Raw genomic sequence first — 20,253 nt, 5'->3', positions numbered from 1 at the left:
GTTCAACCAGCCGCATGCTACCAGCGAAACCAATTAACCATTTTCCTCTCCAAATCTGATTACCGTAGCAGCCTGAGCCCATTCAGAATAACCAGAATTGTACTTCCTTCATGTCCTACCACACCTAGAGGCAGTGCGACATCCTGGAGGAAGTTACCAGCAATTAAGGCCAGAATAACGGTGATGGCAAAAAACATATTCTGCTTCACCGTGCGCTGTGCTCGACGAGCCTGCCCAATCACCCAAGCGATCTCTTCAATGTTATCGTTCATCAATACCGCATCAGCGACCTCCAATGCAGTCCCGCTGCCGGACAATCCCATCCCCATACCCACAGTAGCTGCTGCAAGTGCTGGTGCATCATTGACACCATCCCCTACCATTAACACAGGACCATACTTTTTGCGGAGCGCTTGGACCTGCTTCACTTTATCTTCAGGCAGCAAATCTGCATAGACCATACTTACTCCTGTTTCACGGGCAATTACAGAAGCTGATCTGGCTCGGTCTCCTGTTAACATGACAACTTTTATACCCATCACTTCAAGCTTTTTCACTGCAGCTGCTGCCTGTGGCCGTACCGTGTCCCGCATCGCGATCAGCCCGACTAATTCACCATCAGCCATAACAACGGATACGGTTTTTCCCTCCCCCTCAAGACGAGAGCGTACATCGTCCCACTCAGAAGACACCTTCACAGGGGTAACACCCTGTTTATCTGGATCATCAACGTTGCTGTCTTTCATCTCCTCTGACTGCATCGATTCCATTACATCTGTTTTGCCAATACTCCAGACCACATCGTTCACCGTTCCTTCGATGCCCCAGCCCGTTAGAGCCTGTACGTGCTCCGCTTCCTGAAGTGTGATATTCTCCTTATTCGCCTGATCTACGATGGCACGAGCCAAAGGATGCATGGAGATGTTCTCAATCGCTGCCACCGCAGCTAACAGCTGGGTACGATCTACATGTTCAGCCGTAATAATATCGGTGACTTGCGGGGTGCCCATGGTCAATGTACCTGTTTTGTCAAAAGCCACGACCCGCGTGCGAGCCATATTCTCCATATGGGCACCTCCCTTGAAAAGAATGCCCCGGCGGGCGCTGCTGGACATCGCGGACAGCATAACAGGCATGATGGAAGACACCAATGCACAAGGAGAAGCAACCACCAGAAATACCATCGCTTTGTAAAATGCCTCATTCCATGTCCAGCCAAGCAGCAGCGGAGTTCCTGCAATGACAAGTAAGGTCACCCCCACAACAATACGTGCGTAAATCCCTTCAAACCGCTCCATGAAACGCTGAGAATCCGGTAGTTCCGCCTGCGCTTCTTCCACCATTTTAATGATTTTGCCGAACACTGAACCTTCCGCCGATTTTGTGACCTCTACGTATAATGCGCCCTCGCCATTTACCGTACCTGCATAGACTTCATCCCCCGCAACTTTGTCCACAGGCAGGGATTCTCCAGTAATGGACGACTGATTGATAAAAGAACTCCCTCGGTACACCACGCCATCCGCAGGAATCAGTTCTCCCGGTTTGACCAACAGCAGATCACCCGGCTGCAGATCATCAATAGCCACGAGATTCATCTGTCCATCTTCAATACGCAGTGCAGTCTCCGGCTTAAGTGCGAGCAACGATGAGATATCCTTATGACTGCGCTCTGTCGCATAACTTTCCAACGCACCACTGAGTGCAAAAATAAAGATAAGCATCGCCCCTTCATTCCAGTAACCGATGGCTGCTGCCCCAAGGGATGCGGCAATCATCAGCAGATTTACATCCAGATCATGGTCCTTAACCAGTGTCTCGATACCTTCCTTCGCTTTGGTCCAACCGCCCACGGCATACGCCACAATGTAGAGCATGATGGATAAGGTACCAAAAAACGGTGCAGTTCCCCAGGCAATCAGCATCAACAGCCCGCTGCCCAATGCAGATTGCATCTCTTTATTCTGCATCATGGCTCGAAAATCAGGCTTCTTGCCCCGATTGGGGCCGGGTGTTTGGGATGAGCGTTGTTCTGCTTGTTGCTGTCTGTGTAGAGGTTGATGTATCACTTGCATATAAATCACGTTCCTTTCAAATGGTAGGTTTGCGGATAGTGAATGTGCTCAAGTTCCGCTTCCAGAAATGAAGTTGTATTGAGAATGAGAGCCATTGTTAATGCCCTAAAAATGACACATGCTGCTGCGGGAATCCCGCAGCAGCATGGTTTTGTGAATGATTTTACAATAATCTCGAATGAGAATGATAATCATTTTTGTACTTATGCAATTATTTTTACTCAATACAACTTTTAATCAGTATATGCCTGTGATCCACATTTGTAAATGGGCTTTTTTCGATGGATAGTCATACATGCGTGTTCAAAAAGACAAAAAGCCGCTGTCCCAGAGGACAACGGTTTTAACCATCTATTTACATTCATTTGACCTGTTTATGGCATATCACTTAAGTGATTGTTCGCACATCCACCCAATGCCATTTACGCGCCTACACTTGCTCCCTGACTTGCTTTGATGGCTTGCTCCAGATCATAGATAATGTCTTGAATGTTCTCCGTACCCACAGACAGACGAATCAATTCCGGATTAACCCCTGCTGCAGTTTGTTCATCTTCAGTCAACTGTGCGTGAGTTGTACTTGCCGGGTGAATAATCAGTGACTTGGAGTCGCCCACGTTTGCAAGGTGAGAGAACAGTTTGACACTTTCAATCAATTTGCGCCCCGCGTCCGCACCACCTTTGATTCCAAAGGTCAGAATGGCACCCTGCCCTCTTGGCAGATACTTCTGTGCAAGCTCGTAAGAACCGTGGCTCGGCAGACCTGCGTAACTTACCCATGACACATCCTCATGTTTCTCAAGGAATTCCGCAACTGCAAGGGCATTGCTACTATGACGCTCTACGCGCAAATGTAACGTCTCCAGTCCTTGCAGCAACAACCAGGAGTTGAATGGAGAGATCGTTGCACCCAGGTCACGCAATAGCTGTACACGAGCTTTGATAATATAAGCAATCGGTCCAACCGCTTCCGTATATACAACACCGTTATAACTGGAGTCCGGCTCCGTCAATCCAGGGAACTTGCCACTTGCTTTCCAGTCAAATTTTCCGCTATCCACGATAACGCCACCAATGGATGTACCATGACCCCCAATAAATTTCGTTGCAGAGTGAACGACAATATCTGCGCCATGTTCGATGGGACGAAGCAGGTACGGACTTGGGAACGTATTATCCACGATCAAAGGAATTCCATGTTCATGTGCGATAGCTGCTACCGCTTCAATATCCAGTACATTCCCCTTTGGATTACCGATCGTTTCGGCATACAATGCTTTCGTTTTCTCCGTAATCGCTGCCCGGAAATTCTCAGGATCACTGGAATCCACAAATTTCACGTCCAAACCCAGTTTCGGCAAAGTTGTCGAGAACAGATTGTATGTACCTCCATACAAACTCGCCGAAGAAACGATCTCATCACCTGCACCAGCAATATTCAGAAGTGAAAACGTAATGGCTGCTTGACCAGAAGCTGTAGCCAGCGCGCCAGCTCCGCCTTCCAACGCTGCAATCCGTTGCTCAAACACGTCGGTTGTTGGATTCATCAAACGGGTATAGATGTTGCCAAACTCTTTCAAACCAAACAGGTTAGCTGCATGCTCGGTGTCCTTGAATCCATAGGATGTTGTCTGATACAAGGGTACAGCTCGTGCGTTGGTGGTTGGATCAATCTCCTGGCCTGCATGAATTGCCAATGTTTCAAATGAAAGCTCACGTTCGTTTGACATAAATCTGAATCCTCCCTCGATATATACGTTCTTGAATTTCCTGATGTCTTCACATGGTGGCATATGTTTTCCATATTCTCTCACAAGATGTCGTATTTGAAAAGACTTATTTCCGATTGTTCCGATAAGAAAAATTAAATATGTACACTATTTATTTCTGTACTAAAAAAACCTTTGCCCTCGCAAAGGTTTTTCAGCTACTTTGGCTTAGGTATGCAATACCGAAGCCAGGGTTTGGTTAGACCCGAACTGCACTCCATACTTCACGCAAATGTTTGGCTGCAGGTACAGCTTCCTCCGCAGTTACGCCTTCAAGTGAAATATCGATATGTGGCTTATACGTTTTTAGCAATTCAAAAAATAACGGGTAATCCAGTATTCCTGCCCCAGGTACTGGGTTGAACTTCTCTCCCTGTGCATCAAAGGCTACATCCTTCGCATGGATCACAATCATGCGCTGATACAGCGATTCCATCACCTCACGCAAGAAAGCCCCTTGGTCTGCTGCATGTGGCTGTTTGATCAAATTACACGGGTCGAACAGCATCCCTAGATTCGATGAAGGAATCTCTTCAAACAAACGTGTCATATGTTCATGCGTATGAAGGGTATGTGTGGACACAGGCTCAATCGCCGCATGCACGCCCCATTTCTCCGCTTCCTCAGCCAACTCCTCAACCGTTTCTTTCAGCACACTCCACGCCTTCTCTTCATATCCATCCGGATGTGTATCCTGATAGGTGTCCAAGACCCCGGTCTCCGTTGCTACCATGCTGCAACCAAAATCCCGGGCATAACGCAGATGCTCCTTGAATCGATCAATGTCCGCACGTCGTCTTACTGGATCAGGGTCAATCGGATTAATATAACAGCCCAGTACTGCAATCTTCACCCCGCGCTGTGCAAATTGATCTCCGATCTCATTTGCCAGTCCGGGGCTCAGCTTGCCATTTGATGAGTCCACATCTGATAATGCTTTGGCCAGCGCCAGCTGTACGGAATTAAATCCGTTATCCGCAATCGTCTGTGCAAGCTGTGCTGTAGGCTGTTTGCCAAATGTATGTGCCAGAATACCAAGTTTCATCTCACTGCCTCCTTATGCTAATCCGATTATCAAACGATTAACGTGCCATCCAGCCTCCATCGACATTCAGCACATGACCATTCAGATAATCCGAAGCGGCAGATGCCAGAAAGACAACCGGGCCTTTCAGATCTTCTGGTGTTCCCCAACGCCCCGCAGGAATACGGGCTGTAATATCCCGGTAACGATTCTCGTCCGCACGGATCTGGGTAGTATTATCGGTTTCCATATAACCAGGTGCGATACCGTTAATCTGGATTCCTTTACCTGCCCATTCATTGGCGAGTGCTTTGGTTAAACCGGCAACGCCATGTTTACTGGCTGTATATCCTGGCACGTTGATCCCACCTTGATAGGACAACATGGAAGCAATATTAATGATTTTGCCACTTCCGCGTTCAATCATATGTCTGCCTGCCAATTGGCTTAGGAAAAATACAGTGTTCAGGTTCAGACCAATTACATCATGCCAGTCCTGCCCTGCATGATCAGCCGCAGGTGTGCGACGGATGATTCCGGCATTGTTGACGAGAATGTCAATTCTGCCCTGGAACGCAAGCGCCTGTTCGAACACAGCCGACAACTCATCTTCTCTACTTAAATCCGCTTCAATCACATAAGCCTTGCGTCCGAGTGCTTCAATGGCACTTGCCGTTTCCGCAGGTTTGGAATAAGAGACCAGCACCACATCAGCACCTGCTTCTGCCAAACCAATGGCCATCCCTTGTCCAAGTCCTCCCGAGGTACCTGTCACCAGTGCAACTTGTCCGCTTAAATCAAATGGGTTCATGAATGATTCCTCCGCATGGTTTTGATATGCAATCCTTAGAGCCGTCCGTTCTTTAATCCCATGAATAATGAATGAGGTTAACTTTGATAATCCACTGTGACACCGCTCTGCTCGTATAAGGCAGCCGTCTCTTCATCCAAACGACTATCGCTGATAATGTAGTCCAGTTCCGAACACTGGGCAAAAGTCCGAAGTGCAAATTGTCCAAATTTATAATGATCCACAACGCCGTATACTTGCTGCGAGGCAGATATCATTGCTTTTTTCAAAGGAACCAGATCTCCCGTGTATATGGATAATCCAAATTCGGGATGAAGGGCTGTCGTGGATATAAAGGCTTTATGAATGTTAAGACTGGATATAAACGCAGCCGTATCATCCCCAACCAACATATTCCGTACACGCGCCCCGCCAGGCACAACCAGTCGCACTTGCTCCTTTTTGGTCAACTCCGCAATAATGAACAGGTCATTGGTCACCACCGTCAGTGGTTGATTATCGAGACGTTTGGCCATCTCCAGCGTGGTGCTGCCACCATCGAGGGCAACGATATCTCCAGGTCGAATGTAAGTAAGGGCACGTTCAGCAATCTCCGTCTTCTCCGGATGATGCTTCTCGGTAACTCCGCGGCTATTCAAGATGCCATACTGATCATTCTGAGCCAGCATAGCACCACCGTGGACACGTACGAGCAGTCCCATACTCTCCAACTTGTCGAGATCCTCTCGCACTGTTTTCCCAGTCACCTGCAGCAACTCACTCAGATCACTGACGGTTACTTCCTGACGCTCCAGCAGAGCCTCCATAATTTTTTCATGTCTTTTCAATGGATTCATCATAATCAACTTCCTATACTACCTGAGTCAAAATGAATGAGTGTTCTAGTGTCTACCCTGTCAATTTAACTCAGACATCTGTAATTTATTATTTCAGGTCTTTCATCGCTACGCCGTCCATATCTTCGAACGTCTGGTTCTCACCAGCCATCGCCCAACAGAAGGTGTAATTGCTTGTACCCACACCACTGTGAATGGACCAGCTTGGGGAAATGATCGCCTGGCGATCACGTACAACCAGATGACGCGTCTCGTTTGGCTCACCCATCATATGGAATACAACACCGTCTTCAGGCAAGTTCCAGTACAAGTATACTTCGGAACGGCGGTTATGGGTATGTGCAGGCATCGTGTTCCACATGTTCCCCTTGTCGAGTTCGGTAATGCCCATCACCAACTGACAACTCTGAATTCCACCTTCTCCTTGGTGAATGTAACGATAGATCGTACGCTCATTGGAAGTTTCGATGCTGCCCAGATGATTCGGCTGAGCTTGTTCTTGCGTTGCTTTTACTGTTGGATAGGTGTGATGAGCCGGTGTGGATACAAAATAGAATTGGGCAGGTTGAGCCTTGTCACTGCTCGTGAACACAACTTCCTTCACACCTCTACCGATGTAGAGACATTCCTTCGCTCCAATCTCATAACCTTGTCCGTCCGCTGTCACTGTTCCGTGACCACCGACATTAATGATACCGATTTCACGACGCTCCAGGAAAAAGTTCGTTCCGATATCTTTCAGGTTCACTTCAAGGGTAATGTCCTTGCTCTCAGGTACAGCCGTTCCCACAATATAACGATCTACATGAGAATACACCGTTACCAATTCATCGGTTGCAAACAGTTGCTCCATCAAAAATTCCTCACGCAGGCGAGATGTATCATACGTTTTCACTTCATTGGGATGTGCAGCATAACGATTTTCCATTATTAATCCATTCCTTTCGTCATTTGAATTAGTTGGGATTGAGTTTGATAATGTTCATATAAGTTCATTTTAGTTCATTATGTATCTTTTGTGTACCTTTATTTTTAAAATAATTCATATCATTAATCACTAACGATGTTTATTTCTTAAATAAAAGCAAAAAAAAGATCTCCGTAGTCTGTAAAACAGACCGGGAGATCTTCTTTGCTTCACATATTAATGTGCAACAGCATTGTTAAGCATGATCCAGATTGAACCAATTACGATGGTCATCATAATCAGTAATCCGAAAATAAGGGCCATGACATTCCAGCGTGGTTTCTCTGTTTCACGGATATGCATGAAGAAGAAGAGTTGAACCACAAACTGAAGTGCTGCTGTACCAAGAATCACAATGAGTGTACCTGTTTTGCCCATCATGTCGTTCAAAACCACCACAAGTGGAATGATTGTCAGTACGACGGACAGAATGAAGCCGATGACATAAGACTTCAGTGAGCCATGTTGTTCATGGCCGTGGGAATCATGTGAGTTGTGCTCTGCCATCTACATCACCCCCATGAGATAGACGATCGACAGGAGGAAGATCCATACGACGTCCAAGAAGTGCCAGTACAAGCTGATGACGTTGATCTTACCGCGAGTAACGTCGGTAATCCCACGTTTTTTCAGTTGGAACATGAGTCCGATCATCCAGATCAGACCAAGCGATACGTGAAGTCCGTGAGTACCCACGAGGGTGAAGAATGCACCAGAAGCTGCACTCGTTGTGTAACTAAAACCTTCGTGAACCATCTCAACAAACTCGTAAACCTCCAGGGCGATAAAGCTTGCACCCAGAACAGCTGTAACAATCAGCCAGTTAATCAATTGTTTCACTTTACCCTGGTTCATTGCCAGAACGGCAAGTCCGCTTGTAAATGAACTCGTGAGCAAGATAAATGTCTCGGCGATAACGCCAGGCATTTTGATCAGTTCGGACAAAATCGGTCCGCCCGCCGAATTGTCACGCAACACAATGAAGGTTGCGAACAATACGGAGAACAAGATAACGTCGGAAATCAGGAAGAACCAGAATCCGAGAATTTTCATTTCCTGTGGATCATGGTGGCCATGGTCATGACCATGCGCATGATTCTCACCGTGCTTAGCGGCTGCTTGAGCCATCTATACCGACCCCCTTAACGACGCTTCGGTACGCTTAATTTCGTCGACCGGAATGTAATAATCCGTATCGTAAGAGAATGAACGGGCGATCATACAGATGCCTACGCCAGCAAGTCCGAGAATCGCCATCCACAGCCAACCGAATACGAAGCCGAAACCAGCAACGAACCAGAAGACAGACATGATGAACGGAATCGAGGAATTCTTCGGCATGTGAATCGGCTCAAGCGGTTGCTCAGGCGGATAGATGCCTTTGGCACGACGTTCTTTCTCTTCCCACCACTCATCGATATCATCTCCGCGCGGTGTAACAGCGAAGTTATATTCAGGAGCTGGTGAAGGAATCGACCACTCGAGCGTACGACCATCCCATGGATCGCCGGAAGCTTTAAGTGTTTTGTATTTGCGAATACCGTCTGCAATTTGTGCAACTTGGAACAAGAATCCGACACCCATCAGGAACGCCCCGATTGTGGATACGAAGTTCAGTTCCCACCAGCCAGTATCCCAGCCGTATGTGCTCAGACGACGTGTCATACCCATCAGACCGACAGCGTACTGCGGCATGAAGCAGACATAGAAACCAATATTCCAAGTCCAGAATGCCCATTTGCCCAGTTTCTCTTCGAGTTGGAAACCGAACATTTTAGGCCACCAGTAATACAGACCAGCGAAGTATCCGAAGACAACGCCACCGATCAATACTTGGTGGAAGTGGGCAATCAGGAAGTAACTGTTGTGGAACTGGAAGTCAGCAGGAGCAACGGATAACAGAACGCCTGTCATACCCCCGACAATAAAGCACGGGATAAAGGCAAGTGTCCACATCATCGGAGTCGCCATGCGAATCCTTCCTCGATACATGGTAAACAGCCAGTTAAATATTTTGACCCCTGTTGGAATAGCAATCAACATCGTAGTTACGGCGAAGAATGCATTCACGTCCGCTCCTGAACCCATCGTGAAGAAGTGATGCGCCCATGTGAAGAAGGACAGGAAGCTGATAATTAACATTGCAAATACCATTGACTTGTAACCAAACAGTTTTTTCCGAGAGAAGGTACTTACAATCTCGGAGAACACACCGAATGCCGGCAAGACGACAATGTATACCTCAGGGTGACCCCACATCCAGATCAAGTTGATATACATCATTGGGTTACCGCCCAGATCAAGTGTGAAGAAATGCGCCCCGGCAAACCTGTCGAGGAATAACAATGCAAGTGTCACGGTCAAGATCGGGAAAGCAAACAAGATAATGATACAAGTGGAGAATACCGACCATGTGAACATCGGCATTTTCATCCATCTCATGCCTGGCGCACGCATTTTAATGATGGTAACCAGGAAGTTGATACCGGTAGCCAGGGAACCGATACCCGATATCTGTATACCCCATATATAGAAGTTCTGTCCGACCCCCGGACTGTGTGACAGCTCCGATAGAGGTGGATAACTCAGCCATCCCGCATCCGGTGAACCACCGATAACGAAGGACAGGTTAAACAGCATTGCTCCCAGGAAGAATAACCAGAAGCTCAATGCATTCAGAAACGGGAAGGCAACGTCCCTTGCTCCGATCTGTAATGGCACGATAACGTTAAATAAACCAAACATAAATGGCATCGCCATGAACAAGATCATGATCGTGCCGTGAGTTGTAAAGACCTGATTATAATGTTCAGGATGTAAGAAATCCATGTTAGGCATAGCCAGCTGCAGACGCATCATCAATGCATCCACACCACCACGGAACAACATGATAATGGAAGCAATGATATACATAATACCGATCTTTTTATGATCGACGGTAGTTAACCAGTTACGCCAGAGCCAGCCCCATTTTTTGAAATAAGTCAGCACCGTTACGATAGTAATCATCGTAATACCGATGGCCACGTCTGCTCCATAGATCAGCGGGTCGCCAGTTACGAAAAACTCCGATGCAAACTCTTTAAGTCTCTCTAACATTGGGGGCCTCCTTTCGAATCTTTAGTTAGCACTCTTGTCCTCGTCTTGATTGGACTTGTCAGTTGCACTTTGAATGGCTCCAGAAGCTTCACTTGAACTTCCATGCTTACTGTGAGCACTTTGACCATCTACAACATACTTGGTCACAATATTTTGGAACAATCCTTCTGGGAAGGCAGAATAATAAGCAACATTGCTTGTTCCTGGTTCAGCCAGTGCTTTGTAACCTTCTGTAGTCAACGCCTGAGAACTCTGTTTCACTTCAGCTACCCAATTGTCAAAATCTTCGTCCGATGTAGCATTCACATCAAAACGCATTTCTCCAAAATGCTCACCTGTGAAGTTAGCGCCTGAACCCCAGTACTTGCCTTCATGATCTGCCTGCAGATACAAGGTCATCGCCATACCCGACATCGTATAAATCTGTCCTCCAAGTTGCGGAATCCAGAATGAGTTCATTGGTGAATCCGCAGTGAGTTCAAATTTCACGGGCCGGTCTGCCGGAATATTCAGCGTGTTGACCGTTGCAATCCCTTGCTCAGGATACATAAACAGCCATTTCCAGTCCAGTGAAGACACTTGGATGGTAATTGGTTCTTTCTCATGAGCCAACGGCTTCGAAGGCTCCAGATCATACGTGTAACGAATCGTTACAATTGCAAGTATTCCAATAATAATAATTGGAACCGTCCACCAGATTGCCTCCGCCTTCGTACTATGAGACCAGTTAGGCTCATAAGCAGCTTTGTTATCCGGCTTGTCGCGGTAACGCCATACGATTACGGCAGACAAAATGAGTACTGGCACAATGATGACAGCACACAAAATTGTCGAGATGACAATCAAATCTCTCTGCGAAGCGCCAATTGGCCCCTTCGGATCCAGAACAACGTACTGCCCGCCTGCCAGCATTGGCCAGACAATCAATGCAATTGTAACCAACGTCAGGACAACCGGAATGATAATCCGGATTAGCGACCTAGGTTTCTTGTTCATTTTGATCCCCTCTCCTTAAATTCGCTCATACTGAAAAATCAGTATACTACTCTCTTCCTACTAAAGATATCAGAAATGAACAACTTTTTTGTTCTTGTTAACAAATTTGTCGATTTTACACCTTAAATGTGTGAATTTTTTCTCACAAATCGCTTGCATGCTTGATATTTGTACTTCGTAATCTTTACACTTCAAGTCACAAAATAAAACCCTTTGCAGTCCCGTTGAACAGTGTCAACGAATCCGCAAAGGGCTTTATTGACTGGATTCCGGGAACTTATCCAGTCTTATTATGAACGAATTAACGCAGGATTATAATCAATCGGCGCCTTCGTCTTCCCGGCGTGTATGAACAAGGCCAATCGCTTTGGCAATAACGTAAATAAACACACTACCTACAAGGAATCCAATACCAACCATCAAGCCAAGATTACGATCATTAAAGTCGTTCAGATTGATCAGACACATGACCACTCCCGTAATGAGTGCGACCCATGCCAGAACTGTCATCGTCAAGACGGCGCGCCGCATATTTTTGTCTTTGCGCTCCAATTGGCTAACCATTGCTGTCTTCGATGCCATAGTAAACACTTCCTTTTCCCTTTTTGTAAGTGCTTTCCTTATACCAATATACCACATCAGTATGATTTTTAGTCAACAAATGTTCAAATTTTATTCGCAATTTGGACACTTTATTTTGATTTCGACCGTTGACAAAACATTTTTCAATTCATCATACTTCTTATAACCCAAAAAACGTCTCTTCATAACAGGAACTGCACTTGACCTTATGAAACCTTTATGAACTACTCATTTCCAACGGTAAAAATACAAAAAAGACGGCATATTGGAATACTCCAATGTTACCGTCTTTTTCAACTTCAATAAGGGAACCATATATAATGAGGACCTGCTTTTCCCTTAAACCTGCCACCTAAACTATTGGGGATTATGTTCGTTCCGTGTCTCCAACCAATTATTCTTGATGACGTTCTGATACCAGTAATAACTCTCCTTCGGCGTTCTCACGAGTGAACGATAGTCCACATGAACAAGACCAAAACGCATGCGGTAGCCTTCTGCCCACTCGAAATTATCCATCAGTGACCACGCCATGTATCCTTTCAGGTTAATGCCGTCGTTAATGATGCGGTGAATCTGAGCCAAGTGCTGTTCATAATATGCAATCCGGCGATCATCATTAATTTTGCCATTCTCCAGATCATCATTGATGCAGGCACCGTTCTCCGTGATATACACATCCACATTGCCGTACTTTTGCAAATAATGCATGAATTCATACAAGCCGCGTGATTCCACTGGCCAGCCAATATCGGTTTTGGTGAGACCCATATCAACTTCTTCCGATTGCAGCGCGCCTGCCTCTGGATTGAAACGATTGATCCCCATGGTGTAATAGTTAATACCTAGTAGGTCGATCGGTTGCGAGATGATCTCCATATCGCCTTCTTGGATTGGCACCGTAGCTCCCGCTTCTGCGAACCAATCCACCATAAACTGCGGATATGAACCTTTGTAGATTGGATCAAGGAACCAATCGGTATTAAGCGCAATCGATCGGTCACACGCAGCTTGGTCCTCAGGAGATTTGCTGTACGGCTCAGCCCAGCATACGTTCGGAGCAATACCGATCTGTCCGGTTGTACCCAAACGACGGAAGGATTGAACGGCTTTACCGTGAGCGACCAACAATCCATGAGCAACATTGATTGACGTCTGCAGGTCTTTGTTTCCTGGCGCATGAATCCCGAGAAGGTTCGACAGGAACGCGATGCACCATGGTTCGTTGAATGTCAGCCAGAAGTTGATTTTGCCAGAGAATTCTTTGAAGATCACTTCGGCATATTTCACAAAAGCGTCTACAGTTCTGCGGTTGCCCCAGCCTCCGTCATCCTCCAGCGTTTGCGGAAGATCCCAGTGATACAGTGTGAGGAACGGTTCAATTCCAGCCTCGATCAATGCATCCACGAAGCGGTGGTAGAAGTCCAGACCTTCCCGATTGATCTCACCATCTCCGTCAGGAATAATACGCGGCCAGGCAATGGAGAACCGGTATGTATTAATCCCGAGTTTCTTCATCAGTTCGATGTCTTCCTCATACCGATGGTAACTATCACACGCGACATCTCCATTATCTCCGTTATATACTTTGCCAGGTGTGCGCGCAAACGTATCCCAGATGGATACCCCGCGTCCACCTTCCTGTGCCGCTCCTTCTATTTGATAGGAAGCTGTTGCTGTACCCCAGCGAAAATCTTGCGGAAATTTAAAAATGGTCATGGTTGGCTCCTCCGTCTCATGATGACACGCGGATCGTCTGTCCTGCGGTCATGGTTAAAATAATTACATAATCGCCCTGAGGCGTAAGCTCTGCCTTGGCTTGTTCGTTTCCTTCCACACGCAGCGGATAAACACTGCGAAGGGTCAGCGACTCATTTCGATCTGCCTTAATAACCGCTGACGCAAGCTTGTTGTCCGTCCACGTTATTGCTACCGTATAACCACCTCTTGCACGAAGCCCTTCAACACGACCTTGAGTCCAGAGTTCAGGCAGTGCAGGCAGTAAATGTAACTCGTTCAAGTGGCTCTGCAATAACATCTCCGCGATTCCAGCCGTGCCTCCAAAATTACCATCAATTTGGAATGGTGGATGGTCATCAAACAGATTCGGATGTGTGGACCGGGCCAGCAACGTGCGCACAAACTGATGTGCCTGGCTGCTATCCAGCAGTCGTGCATACAGATTAATCAACCATGCACAGCTCCATCCTGTATGCCCGCCACCTTGTGAGATACGACGTTCAAGTGATACCCGTGCTGCTTCTACCAATTCCGGTGTGTGTACTCGATTGATCTGCTCCCCCGGATACAACCCATACAGATGGGAGACGTGACGATGTCCTGGTTCAGATTCAGCAAAATCTTTAAACCACTCCAGCAATTGTCCTTCGCTTCCAATTCGGAATGGATAGAGTTTGTCCAGAGCCTCACCCCACTCGCTCACCAATGACTGATCTAGATTCAATTGCTTCGCGGCTTCAATACAGCGGCTGAACAGTTCACGAATTAACGTCATATCCATCGTTGAAGCCATGGATATACTGCGTGCCTCCCCAGCATCTGTGAGAAACTTGTTCTCTGGTGAAGTGGATGGAATCGTAACCAGATAACCATCAGGCCCTTCCACCAGCCAGTCGAGACAGAATAGCCCCGCCTCTTTCATGATGGGATACGCACGTTCCTCAAGAAAACGCTGATCCCCGGTAAATTGATAATGCTCCCATAGATGCGAGGTCAACCATACGCCGCCCATCGGCCAGAAAGCCCAGCTGGCATCTCCACTTGTCGGTGTAGAGGTTCTCCAGATGTCCACGTTATGATGGGCAGTCCATCCACGGGCACCATACAGAATCCGCGCCGTTCTGCGTCCTGTATCACTGAGATCGGTCAGCATATCAAACAGCGGCTCATGACATTCACTGAGATTGCATACTTCAGCCGGCCAATAATTCATCTCCGTGTTGATGTTGATGGTGTAGTCACTATGCCATGGCGGTTCTACCTGATGGTTCCAGATTCCCTGCAGATTGGCAGGCTGGCTGCCCGGACGCGAACTAGCCATTAACAGATATCTTCCATATTGAAAATAAAGTGCCTCCAGTCCAGGGTCTTGTTGCCCTGCCTGATAAGCCTGCAGCCGCTCATCTGTAGGTAATTCGGCGTTAGCCGATCCCCCTAAATCAATAGAGACTCTGTTAAACAACGCGCTATGATCCTGAATATGTCGGTCACGAAGGACTTCCGCGCCATGTGTGGTCGCTTTGGAGATCATCTCCTTGCATTCCTCTTCCAATACAAGATGATCCTTCACAGGCAAAACATCAAAACTTTCAAAGGACGTAGCTGCTGCCAGATAAAACACAACCTGATCAGCACCCTCAATATGTAACTTGCCTTCCAGATTGGAGACCTTCACCTGATCGCCAGATGCCGTAAACGCTACACGGACAGCATAAGCCGTCCCCCGATCCTCTTCATAGAGGACGGATTCCGGGTGATCCCTGAAGTAATTGGACTCCACATGACTTGGGCACCGACTGAACATAGTTAGAGCATCTCCCGAAGTCTCAATGCGATAAGGATGGGGACTATCTAGCGTAACACTTACACTCACAGCGCCCTTCTGATCAGCAGTCAATGTGCAGACCATTAGATCATCCGAAGCACTGGAATACACTTCACGTACGTATTGAGTTCCTTCCAATGAGTAGGTTGTGGTTGCAATACCCGATTCCAGATCAAGCTCCCGTTCAAATGCATCATATGAAAGATCATCCAGACCCTCATGGTGCAATAGAAAATGACCCATCGGCTGGTAGGCCTCTACATCACGACCAAGCATTTCACGGTTCAACAAATCCTCAGCTTCACCATACTGCCCAGACATGATCAACTCTCGCGTCTGTTTCAAATACCGCTGACTGCTGTATTGAATCGTATCCCGTGGAAACCCTGACCATAATGTATCTTCATTGAGCTGAATTCTTTCATCTGCTGCGCCACCGTACACCATGCCTCCAAGACGGCCGTTTCCGATGGGCAATGCTTCTTCCCAGCGCTTTGCCGGGTTTCGATACCATAGACGATTGATTTTAATTTGTTTATTGTGTTGGGACATGATTAGCTCCTGTTCCTAAATCAACTGTATATTTCTTATGACATAAAACGTTTTCGGTAAGTGCTTACAATAATAAAATTATATGTGATTTCAAAATTTGCGTCAATGCAAATCATCACATCATTCCACAAAAAAAAGGGCCCTATATAGGGCCCTTTCCTTGCGTAACCATGGATCACAGACAATCCATATTATTTTACGTCTTTTCCTGTCCACAGAGAGACACGTTCTTTAACCCAAACCGTAAATTGTTTCTCCATTTCAACTGCACCCGCTTTGTCCAAATCAGCCAGTAAAGCATCATAGGTTGCATCAAAGTTGGCTGGTGTAGTCAGAACAGCTTCCGGAATCCGTTTACGAATGATATCCTGCGTTTTCTGGAACGTTACCTCATAGTCTGTACCGGAAGGTACGGACATGTTATACGCTGCGCCCCAATCCTTAACTGGCAGATCTTCTTCAGCCGGATAGAACTCTTTCCAAGTCGTGATACCGTAAGCTTTCAGCGTTTCTTTCTCTGCAGCTGTGTAACCAGCTACAATCTGCTCAGGGAAGTTTGTTGTGTAGTAGTTATCCGTAGAATCTTTTACACCATCACCGTATCTTGCACTAAATACGTTATACATCCCAATTCCTGTTTCCTTACTGAAATTGGAGTTGTCATTCGTTTTGCGGTCCTGAACGTCATCTGGAATCACGCGTTTACCATCTTCTACGTTGTAATGTTCACCTTCGATACCCCAGTTTCTCAGAACTTGTCCTTCATCGGAAGCAAGCCAATCCATGAATTTGATGATACGCACTGGATCTTTGGCCGAAGTTGTAATCCCAATGCCATAACCGTCAAAGCCGGCTGGTTGGAACGTGTGATCCACAATTTCATCGTTAAGTGACACAGAGAAGTGAGCGTATGTGGCATCATCCTTACCCGATGATTTGAGCGCGTTCTCCGCTTCTTGATAGTTCCACTCTTGGTCAATCAGACCGAGGACACGGCCACTCGCAATTTTGGACTTGTATTGATCATCCTTTTGAACAAAGGCATCTTTGTCCAGTAGGCCTTCATTGTACATTTTATTCAACCAGCGGAAATATTCTCTTTCCTCTGGACGTTTGTAGTGCAATGTTGCTTCATACGTTTCAGGATCAATGTAATATTCACCATCATCCGGTGCGCCTGTTGCCTGGAAGGCCGGATTCGTTACCGTGATCATGATCTTCCAGTCATCTGCATTCAATGTTAATGGAATGGTTGGCTGACCATCAATGGTTGGATGTTTTTCATAATAGGCTCTGAGTACATTCTCGTAATCCTCAAGTGTCTTCACTTCAGGATATCCGAGCTCTTTCAATACTCTTTGCTGAATTTCAAATCCACCTGTAGCGTCAAACGTAACATTATCAACACCCATATTGGTTGGAATAGTATATATCGCTTGATCTTCCAAACTGTATTTCAAACGGTTCATCTGTTCTCCATAGATTTTTTTCAGATTGGGAGCATGCTCCTCAATCAGATCCGTGAGATCCAGCATCGCGCCTGCATCCACAAGCTTAGATAAGTTACCTTTAGGGTAGATCATATCAGGAAAGTCACCACTGGCAGCCATAAGGGCAATCTTCTGGTTACCACCATCGTTTACATCATATTCAGCTTCAATTGTAACGCCTGTTTGCTCCGTAATCTTTTTACCAACAGCATCTTGCATCTTGTTCCAGGTTGGGCTAGCATCCGCCCCGAAGAATGTAACCGTGATCGGTTCGGTTCCGCTGGACTCCGAAGTCTCTTTGGTTCCCGAATTCCCACAGCCAGCTGTGACCAACATTGCACTTGCGAGCATCAACATTGCAAACGTCTTGGGTGTATTGCCTTTCATTTTGCCTCTCATTGTCTAGTTCCCCCTATTATTTATGAAGGTTTTATCTGTATAACAGGCTTTATGCCTGAGGATACCACTTTTTTGAATGCGCTTTCGGTATCGTTCATTCTAACGTGTTTACTAAAGCTGATGTTTCGATTCTGCAAAAAGAAAGATTCTTCTTCTAACATACGTAAAACGTTTTCGTAAATGGAATAAATCGCTTACTGAAAGTGCTTACATGATAGATTATAGGCTATCCATCACCTCACGTCAACAATAAAAAAAGCCCTTTCTCAAGGGCTTTTTCCGCTATGAAAATCCTTAACTTTAATGCTTGGTTTTCAAGCTTATTTCACATCTTTTCCAGTCCAGAGAGCTACACGTTCCTTGATCCAAACCGTGTATTGTTTCTCCATCTCCACTGCACCCGCTTTATCGAGTTCAGCCAGAAGACCATCGTATACGCTGTCGAAGTTCTCAGGTTTGGCAAGGATAGCCTCTGGAATACGTTTACGTACGATATCCTGTGTTTTCTGGAACGTTACGTTGTAATCCGTGTCAGATGGTACAGGCATGTTGTATGCTGCGCCCCAATCTTTCAGCTTCAGATCATCTTCGGAAGGATAGAAATCTTTCCATGTTGTAATACCATAGGCTTTCAACGTTTCCTTCTCAGCTGCAGTGTAACCTGCTTGAATCTGTTCAGGGAAATTCGTTGTGTAATAGTTATCTGTGGCATCTTTCACACCATCACCGTATCTGGCGCTAAATACGTTATACATGCCTACGCCTGATTCTTTGGTAAAAGCAGAGTTATCATTGGTTTTGCGATCTTGTACGTCAGCCGGAATGATGCGTTTCCCATTCTCGACTTGGTAATGTTGGCCTTCAACGCCCCAGTTTCGCAGGACCTGACCTTCATCGGAAGCAAGCCAATCCATGAATTTGATAATACGTACCGGATCTTTGGCCGAAGTCGTGATTCCGATACCATAACCGTCGAATCCCGTCGGTTGGAACGTATGATCCACAATATCCTTGTTCAAGGACACGGAGAAGTGGGCATATGTTTTATCTCCACCATTAGACGATTTCAAAGCATTCTCCGCCTCACCATAGTTCCACTCCTGGTCGATTAGACCGAGTACACGGCCACTGGCAATTTTGGATTTGTATTGGTCATCCTTTTGAACAAATGTATCTTTATCAAGCAGACCCTCATTGTACATTTTGTTCAACCAACGGAAATATTCTTTTTCTTCAGGACGTTTGTAGTGTAGAACGGCTTCATACGTCTCAGGGTTGATATAATACTCACCGTCATCCGGTCCACCCGTAGCTTGGAATGCAGGGTTTGTTACCGTAATCATAATTTTCCAGTCATCTGCATTCAATGTTAGCGGAATCGTCGGTTGACCATCAATCGTTGGATGTTTTTCATAATACGTTCTCAGTACGTTCTCATAGTCCTCAAGCGTTTTTACTTCAGGGTAGCCGAGCTCTTTCAATACTCTTTGTTGAATTTCGAATCCGCCCGTAGCGTCAAACGCAACGTTATCTACACCCATATTCGTCGGGATCGTGTAAATGGCTTGATCTTCCAAACTGTATTTTAGACGGTTCATCTGATCACCATAGATTTTTTTCAAATTGGGAGCATGCTCCTCAATTAGATCGGTCAGGTCCAGCATCGCGCCTGCATCCACAAGCTTAGACAAGTTGCCTTTAGGATAGATAATATCAGGGTAATCACCACTGGCAGCCATCAAAGGAATCTTTTGGTCACCACCATTATTCACATCATACTCAGCTTCAATTGTAACTCCCGTTGCCTTCGTAATCTCTTGACCGACAGCATCCTTCATGTTATTCCAGTTCGGACTCGCGTCTGCACCAAAGAATGTAAAGGTCACTGGACTGGTTGTATCTCCGGAATCAACCGGTTTCTCTGAAGCGTTAGTTCCTCCTCCACTGCCGCTGCATCCTGCTGTAATTGCAAGAGCACTGGCTAACAGAAGCATTGCGAATGTTTTTGGTGTTTTGCCCTTCATGTGTAATCCCCCTTATGGATATTAATGAAGCTGTATATTTGTATAACAGGCTGACCTGCACATA

Annotated in this window: 15 protein-coding genes; all 15 read right to left on the bottom strand. The window is 46.2% G+C overall.

Features of this window, described 5'->3' with window-relative positions:
* Positions 1-59: 59 nt before the first annotated feature.
* Positions 60-2,075, bottom strand: coding sequence for a heavy metal translocating P-type ATPase (locus NSQ38_RS09785; protein WP_339788854.1), 2,016 nt, complete (start codon positions 2,073-2,075; stop codon positions 60-62).
* 422 nt (positions 2,076-2,497) lie between these two features.
* A complete protein-coding gene (locus NSQ38_RS09780; RefSeq protein WP_036606925.1) occupies positions 2,498-3,805 on the bottom strand; it encodes a homocysteine synthase in 1,308 nt (435 codons plus the stop codon).
* Positions 3,806-4,043: 238 nt separating this feature from the next.
* Complete coding sequence (locus NSQ38_RS09775; RefSeq protein WP_339788852.1) at positions 4,044-4,889, bottom strand: sugar phosphate isomerase/epimerase; 846 nt, start codon at positions 4,887-4,889, stop codon at positions 4,044-4,046.
* Between the two features lie 37 nt (positions 4,890-4,926).
* Entirely contained in the window at positions 4,927-5,679 is a 753-nt protein-coding gene (gene kduD, locus NSQ38_RS09770) for a 2-dehydro-3-deoxy-D-gluconate 5-dehydrogenase KduD (RefSeq protein WP_062836432.1), read from the bottom strand.
* Between the two features lie 77 nt (positions 5,680-5,756).
* Complete coding sequence (locus NSQ38_RS09765) at positions 5,757-6,515, bottom strand: DeoR/GlpR family DNA-binding transcription regulator (protein WP_176873132.1); 759 nt, start codon at positions 6,513-6,515, stop codon at positions 5,757-5,759.
* Between the two features lie 88 nt (positions 6,516-6,603).
* Positions 6,604-7,443 carry a 5-dehydro-4-deoxy-D-glucuronate isomerase gene (gene kduI / locus NSQ38_RS09760; RefSeq protein WP_036606918.1) on the bottom strand — a complete coding sequence of 280 codons (840 nt, stop codon included), beginning with the start codon at positions 7,441-7,443 and terminating at the stop codon, positions 6,604-6,606.
* A 216-nt stretch (positions 7,444-7,659) separates the two neighbouring features.
* Entirely contained in the window at positions 7,660-7,989 is a 330-nt protein-coding gene (gene cyoD, locus NSQ38_RS09755) for a cytochrome o ubiquinol oxidase subunit IV (RefSeq protein ID WP_091019256.1), read from the bottom strand.
* Positions 7,990-8,610, bottom strand: a complete 621-nt coding sequence (gene cyoC / locus NSQ38_RS09750; RefSeq protein WP_091038523.1) for a cytochrome o ubiquinol oxidase subunit III — start codon at positions 8,608-8,610, stop codon at positions 7,990-7,992. It lies immediately after the preceding gene.
* Complete coding sequence (locus tag NSQ38_RS09745) at positions 8,611-10,581, bottom strand: cbb3-type cytochrome c oxidase subunit I (RefSeq protein ID WP_091038522.1); 1,971 nt, start codon at positions 10,579-10,581, stop codon at positions 8,611-8,613. It lies immediately after the preceding gene.
* 21 nt (positions 10,582-10,602) lie between these two features.
* Positions 10,603-11,577 carry a ubiquinol oxidase subunit II gene (gene cyoA / locus NSQ38_RS09740; protein WP_091038520.1) on the bottom strand — a complete coding sequence of 325 codons (975 nt, stop codon included), beginning with the start codon at positions 11,575-11,577 and terminating at the stop codon, positions 10,603-10,605.
* Between the two features lie 318 nt (positions 11,578-11,895).
* Positions 11,896-12,159: a hypothetical protein gene (locus NSQ38_RS09735; protein WP_091038518.1), complete on the bottom strand. Its 264-nt coding sequence runs from the start codon at positions 12,157-12,159 to the stop codon at positions 11,896-11,898.
* A gap of 357 nt (positions 12,160-12,516) precedes the next feature.
* Positions 12,517-13,878: a GH1 family beta-glucosidase gene (locus NSQ38_RS09730; protein WP_133387168.1), complete on the bottom strand. Its 1,362-nt coding sequence runs from the start codon at positions 13,876-13,878 to the stop codon at positions 12,517-12,519.
* Between the two features lie 16 nt (positions 13,879-13,894).
* Positions 13,895-16,276, bottom strand: a complete 2,382-nt coding sequence (locus NSQ38_RS09725; protein WP_339788850.1) for a glycoside hydrolase N-terminal domain-containing protein — start codon at positions 16,274-16,276, stop codon at positions 13,895-13,897.
* Positions 16,277-16,467: 191 nt separating this feature from the next.
* On the bottom strand, positions 16,468-18,153 hold the full coding sequence (locus tag NSQ38_RS09720) for an ABC transporter substrate-binding protein (protein ID WP_249913253.1): 1,686 nt from the start codon (positions 18,151-18,153) through the stop codon (positions 16,468-16,470).
* Positions 18,154-18,485: 332 nt separating this feature from the next.
* Positions 18,486-20,189 (bottom strand): ABC transporter substrate-binding protein, encoded by a 1,704-nt coding sequence (locus NSQ38_RS09715; protein ID WP_124118142.1) that lies wholly within the window; start codon positions 20,187-20,189, stop codon positions 18,486-18,488.
* Positions 20,190-20,253 lie beyond the last annotated feature (64 nt).

This window comes from Paenibacillus sp. FSL R7-0313, assembly GCF_037969885.1.
Lineage (GTDB): Bacteria > Bacillota > Bacilli > Paenibacillales > Paenibacillaceae > Paenibacillus.
This window is presented reverse-complemented; position numbering and strand designations above follow the sequence as displayed.

Bases quoted from the DNA above. Each gene is read 5' to 3' on its own strand.
- NSQ38_RS09785 (WP_339788854.1), bottom strand. From the start codon at position 2,075: ATGCAAGTGATACATCAACCTCTACACAGACAGCAACAAGCAGAACAA.
- NSQ38_RS09780 (WP_036606925.1), bottom strand. From the start codon at position 3,805: ATGTCAAACGAACGTGAGCTTTCATTTGAAACATTGGCAATTCATGCA.
- NSQ38_RS09775 (WP_339788852.1), bottom strand. From the start codon at position 4,889: ATGAAACTTGGTATTCTGGCACATACATTTGGCAAACAGCCTACAGCA.
- kduD (WP_062836432.1), bottom strand. From the start codon at position 5,679: ATGAACCCATTTGATTTAAGCGGACAAGTTGCACTGGTGACAGGTACC.
- NSQ38_RS09765 (WP_176873132.1), bottom strand. From the start codon at position 6,515: ATGAATCCATTGAAAAGACATGAAAAAATTATGGAGGCTCTGCTGGAG.
- kduI (WP_036606918.1), bottom strand. From the start codon at position 7,443: ATGGAAAATCGTTATGCTGCACATCCCAATGAAGTGAAAACGTATGAT.
- cyoD (WP_091019256.1), bottom strand. From the start codon at position 7,989: ATGGCAGAGCACAACTCACATGATTCCCACGGCCATGAACAACATGGC.
- cyoC (WP_091038523.1), bottom strand. From the start codon at position 8,610: ATGGCTCAAGCAGCCGCTAAGCACGGTGAGAATCATGCGCATGGTCAT.
- NSQ38_RS09745 (WP_091038522.1), bottom strand. From the start codon at position 10,581: ATGTTAGAGAGACTTAAAGAGTTTGCATCGGAGTTTTTCGTAACTGGC.
- cyoA (WP_091038520.1), bottom strand. From the start codon at position 11,577: ATGAACAAGAAACCTAGGTCGCTAATCCGGATTATCATTCCGGTTGTC.
- NSQ38_RS09735 (WP_091038518.1), bottom strand. From the start codon at position 12,159: ATGGCATCGAAGACAGCAATGGTTAGCCAATTGGAGCGCAAAGACAAA.
- NSQ38_RS09730 (WP_133387168.1), bottom strand. From the start codon at position 13,878: ATGACCATTTTTAAATTTCCGCAAGATTTTCGCTGGGGTACAGCAACA.
- NSQ38_RS09725 (WP_339788850.1), bottom strand. From the start codon at position 16,276: ATGTCCCAACACAATAAACAAATTAAAATCAATCGTCTATGGTATCGA.
- NSQ38_RS09720 (WP_249913253.1), bottom strand. From the start codon at position 18,153: ATGAAAGGCAATACACCCAAGACGTTTGCAATGTTGATGCTCGCAAGT.
- NSQ38_RS09715 (WP_124118142.1), bottom strand. From the start codon at position 20,189: ATGAAGGGCAAAACACCAAAAACATTCGCAATGCTTCTGTTAGCCAGT.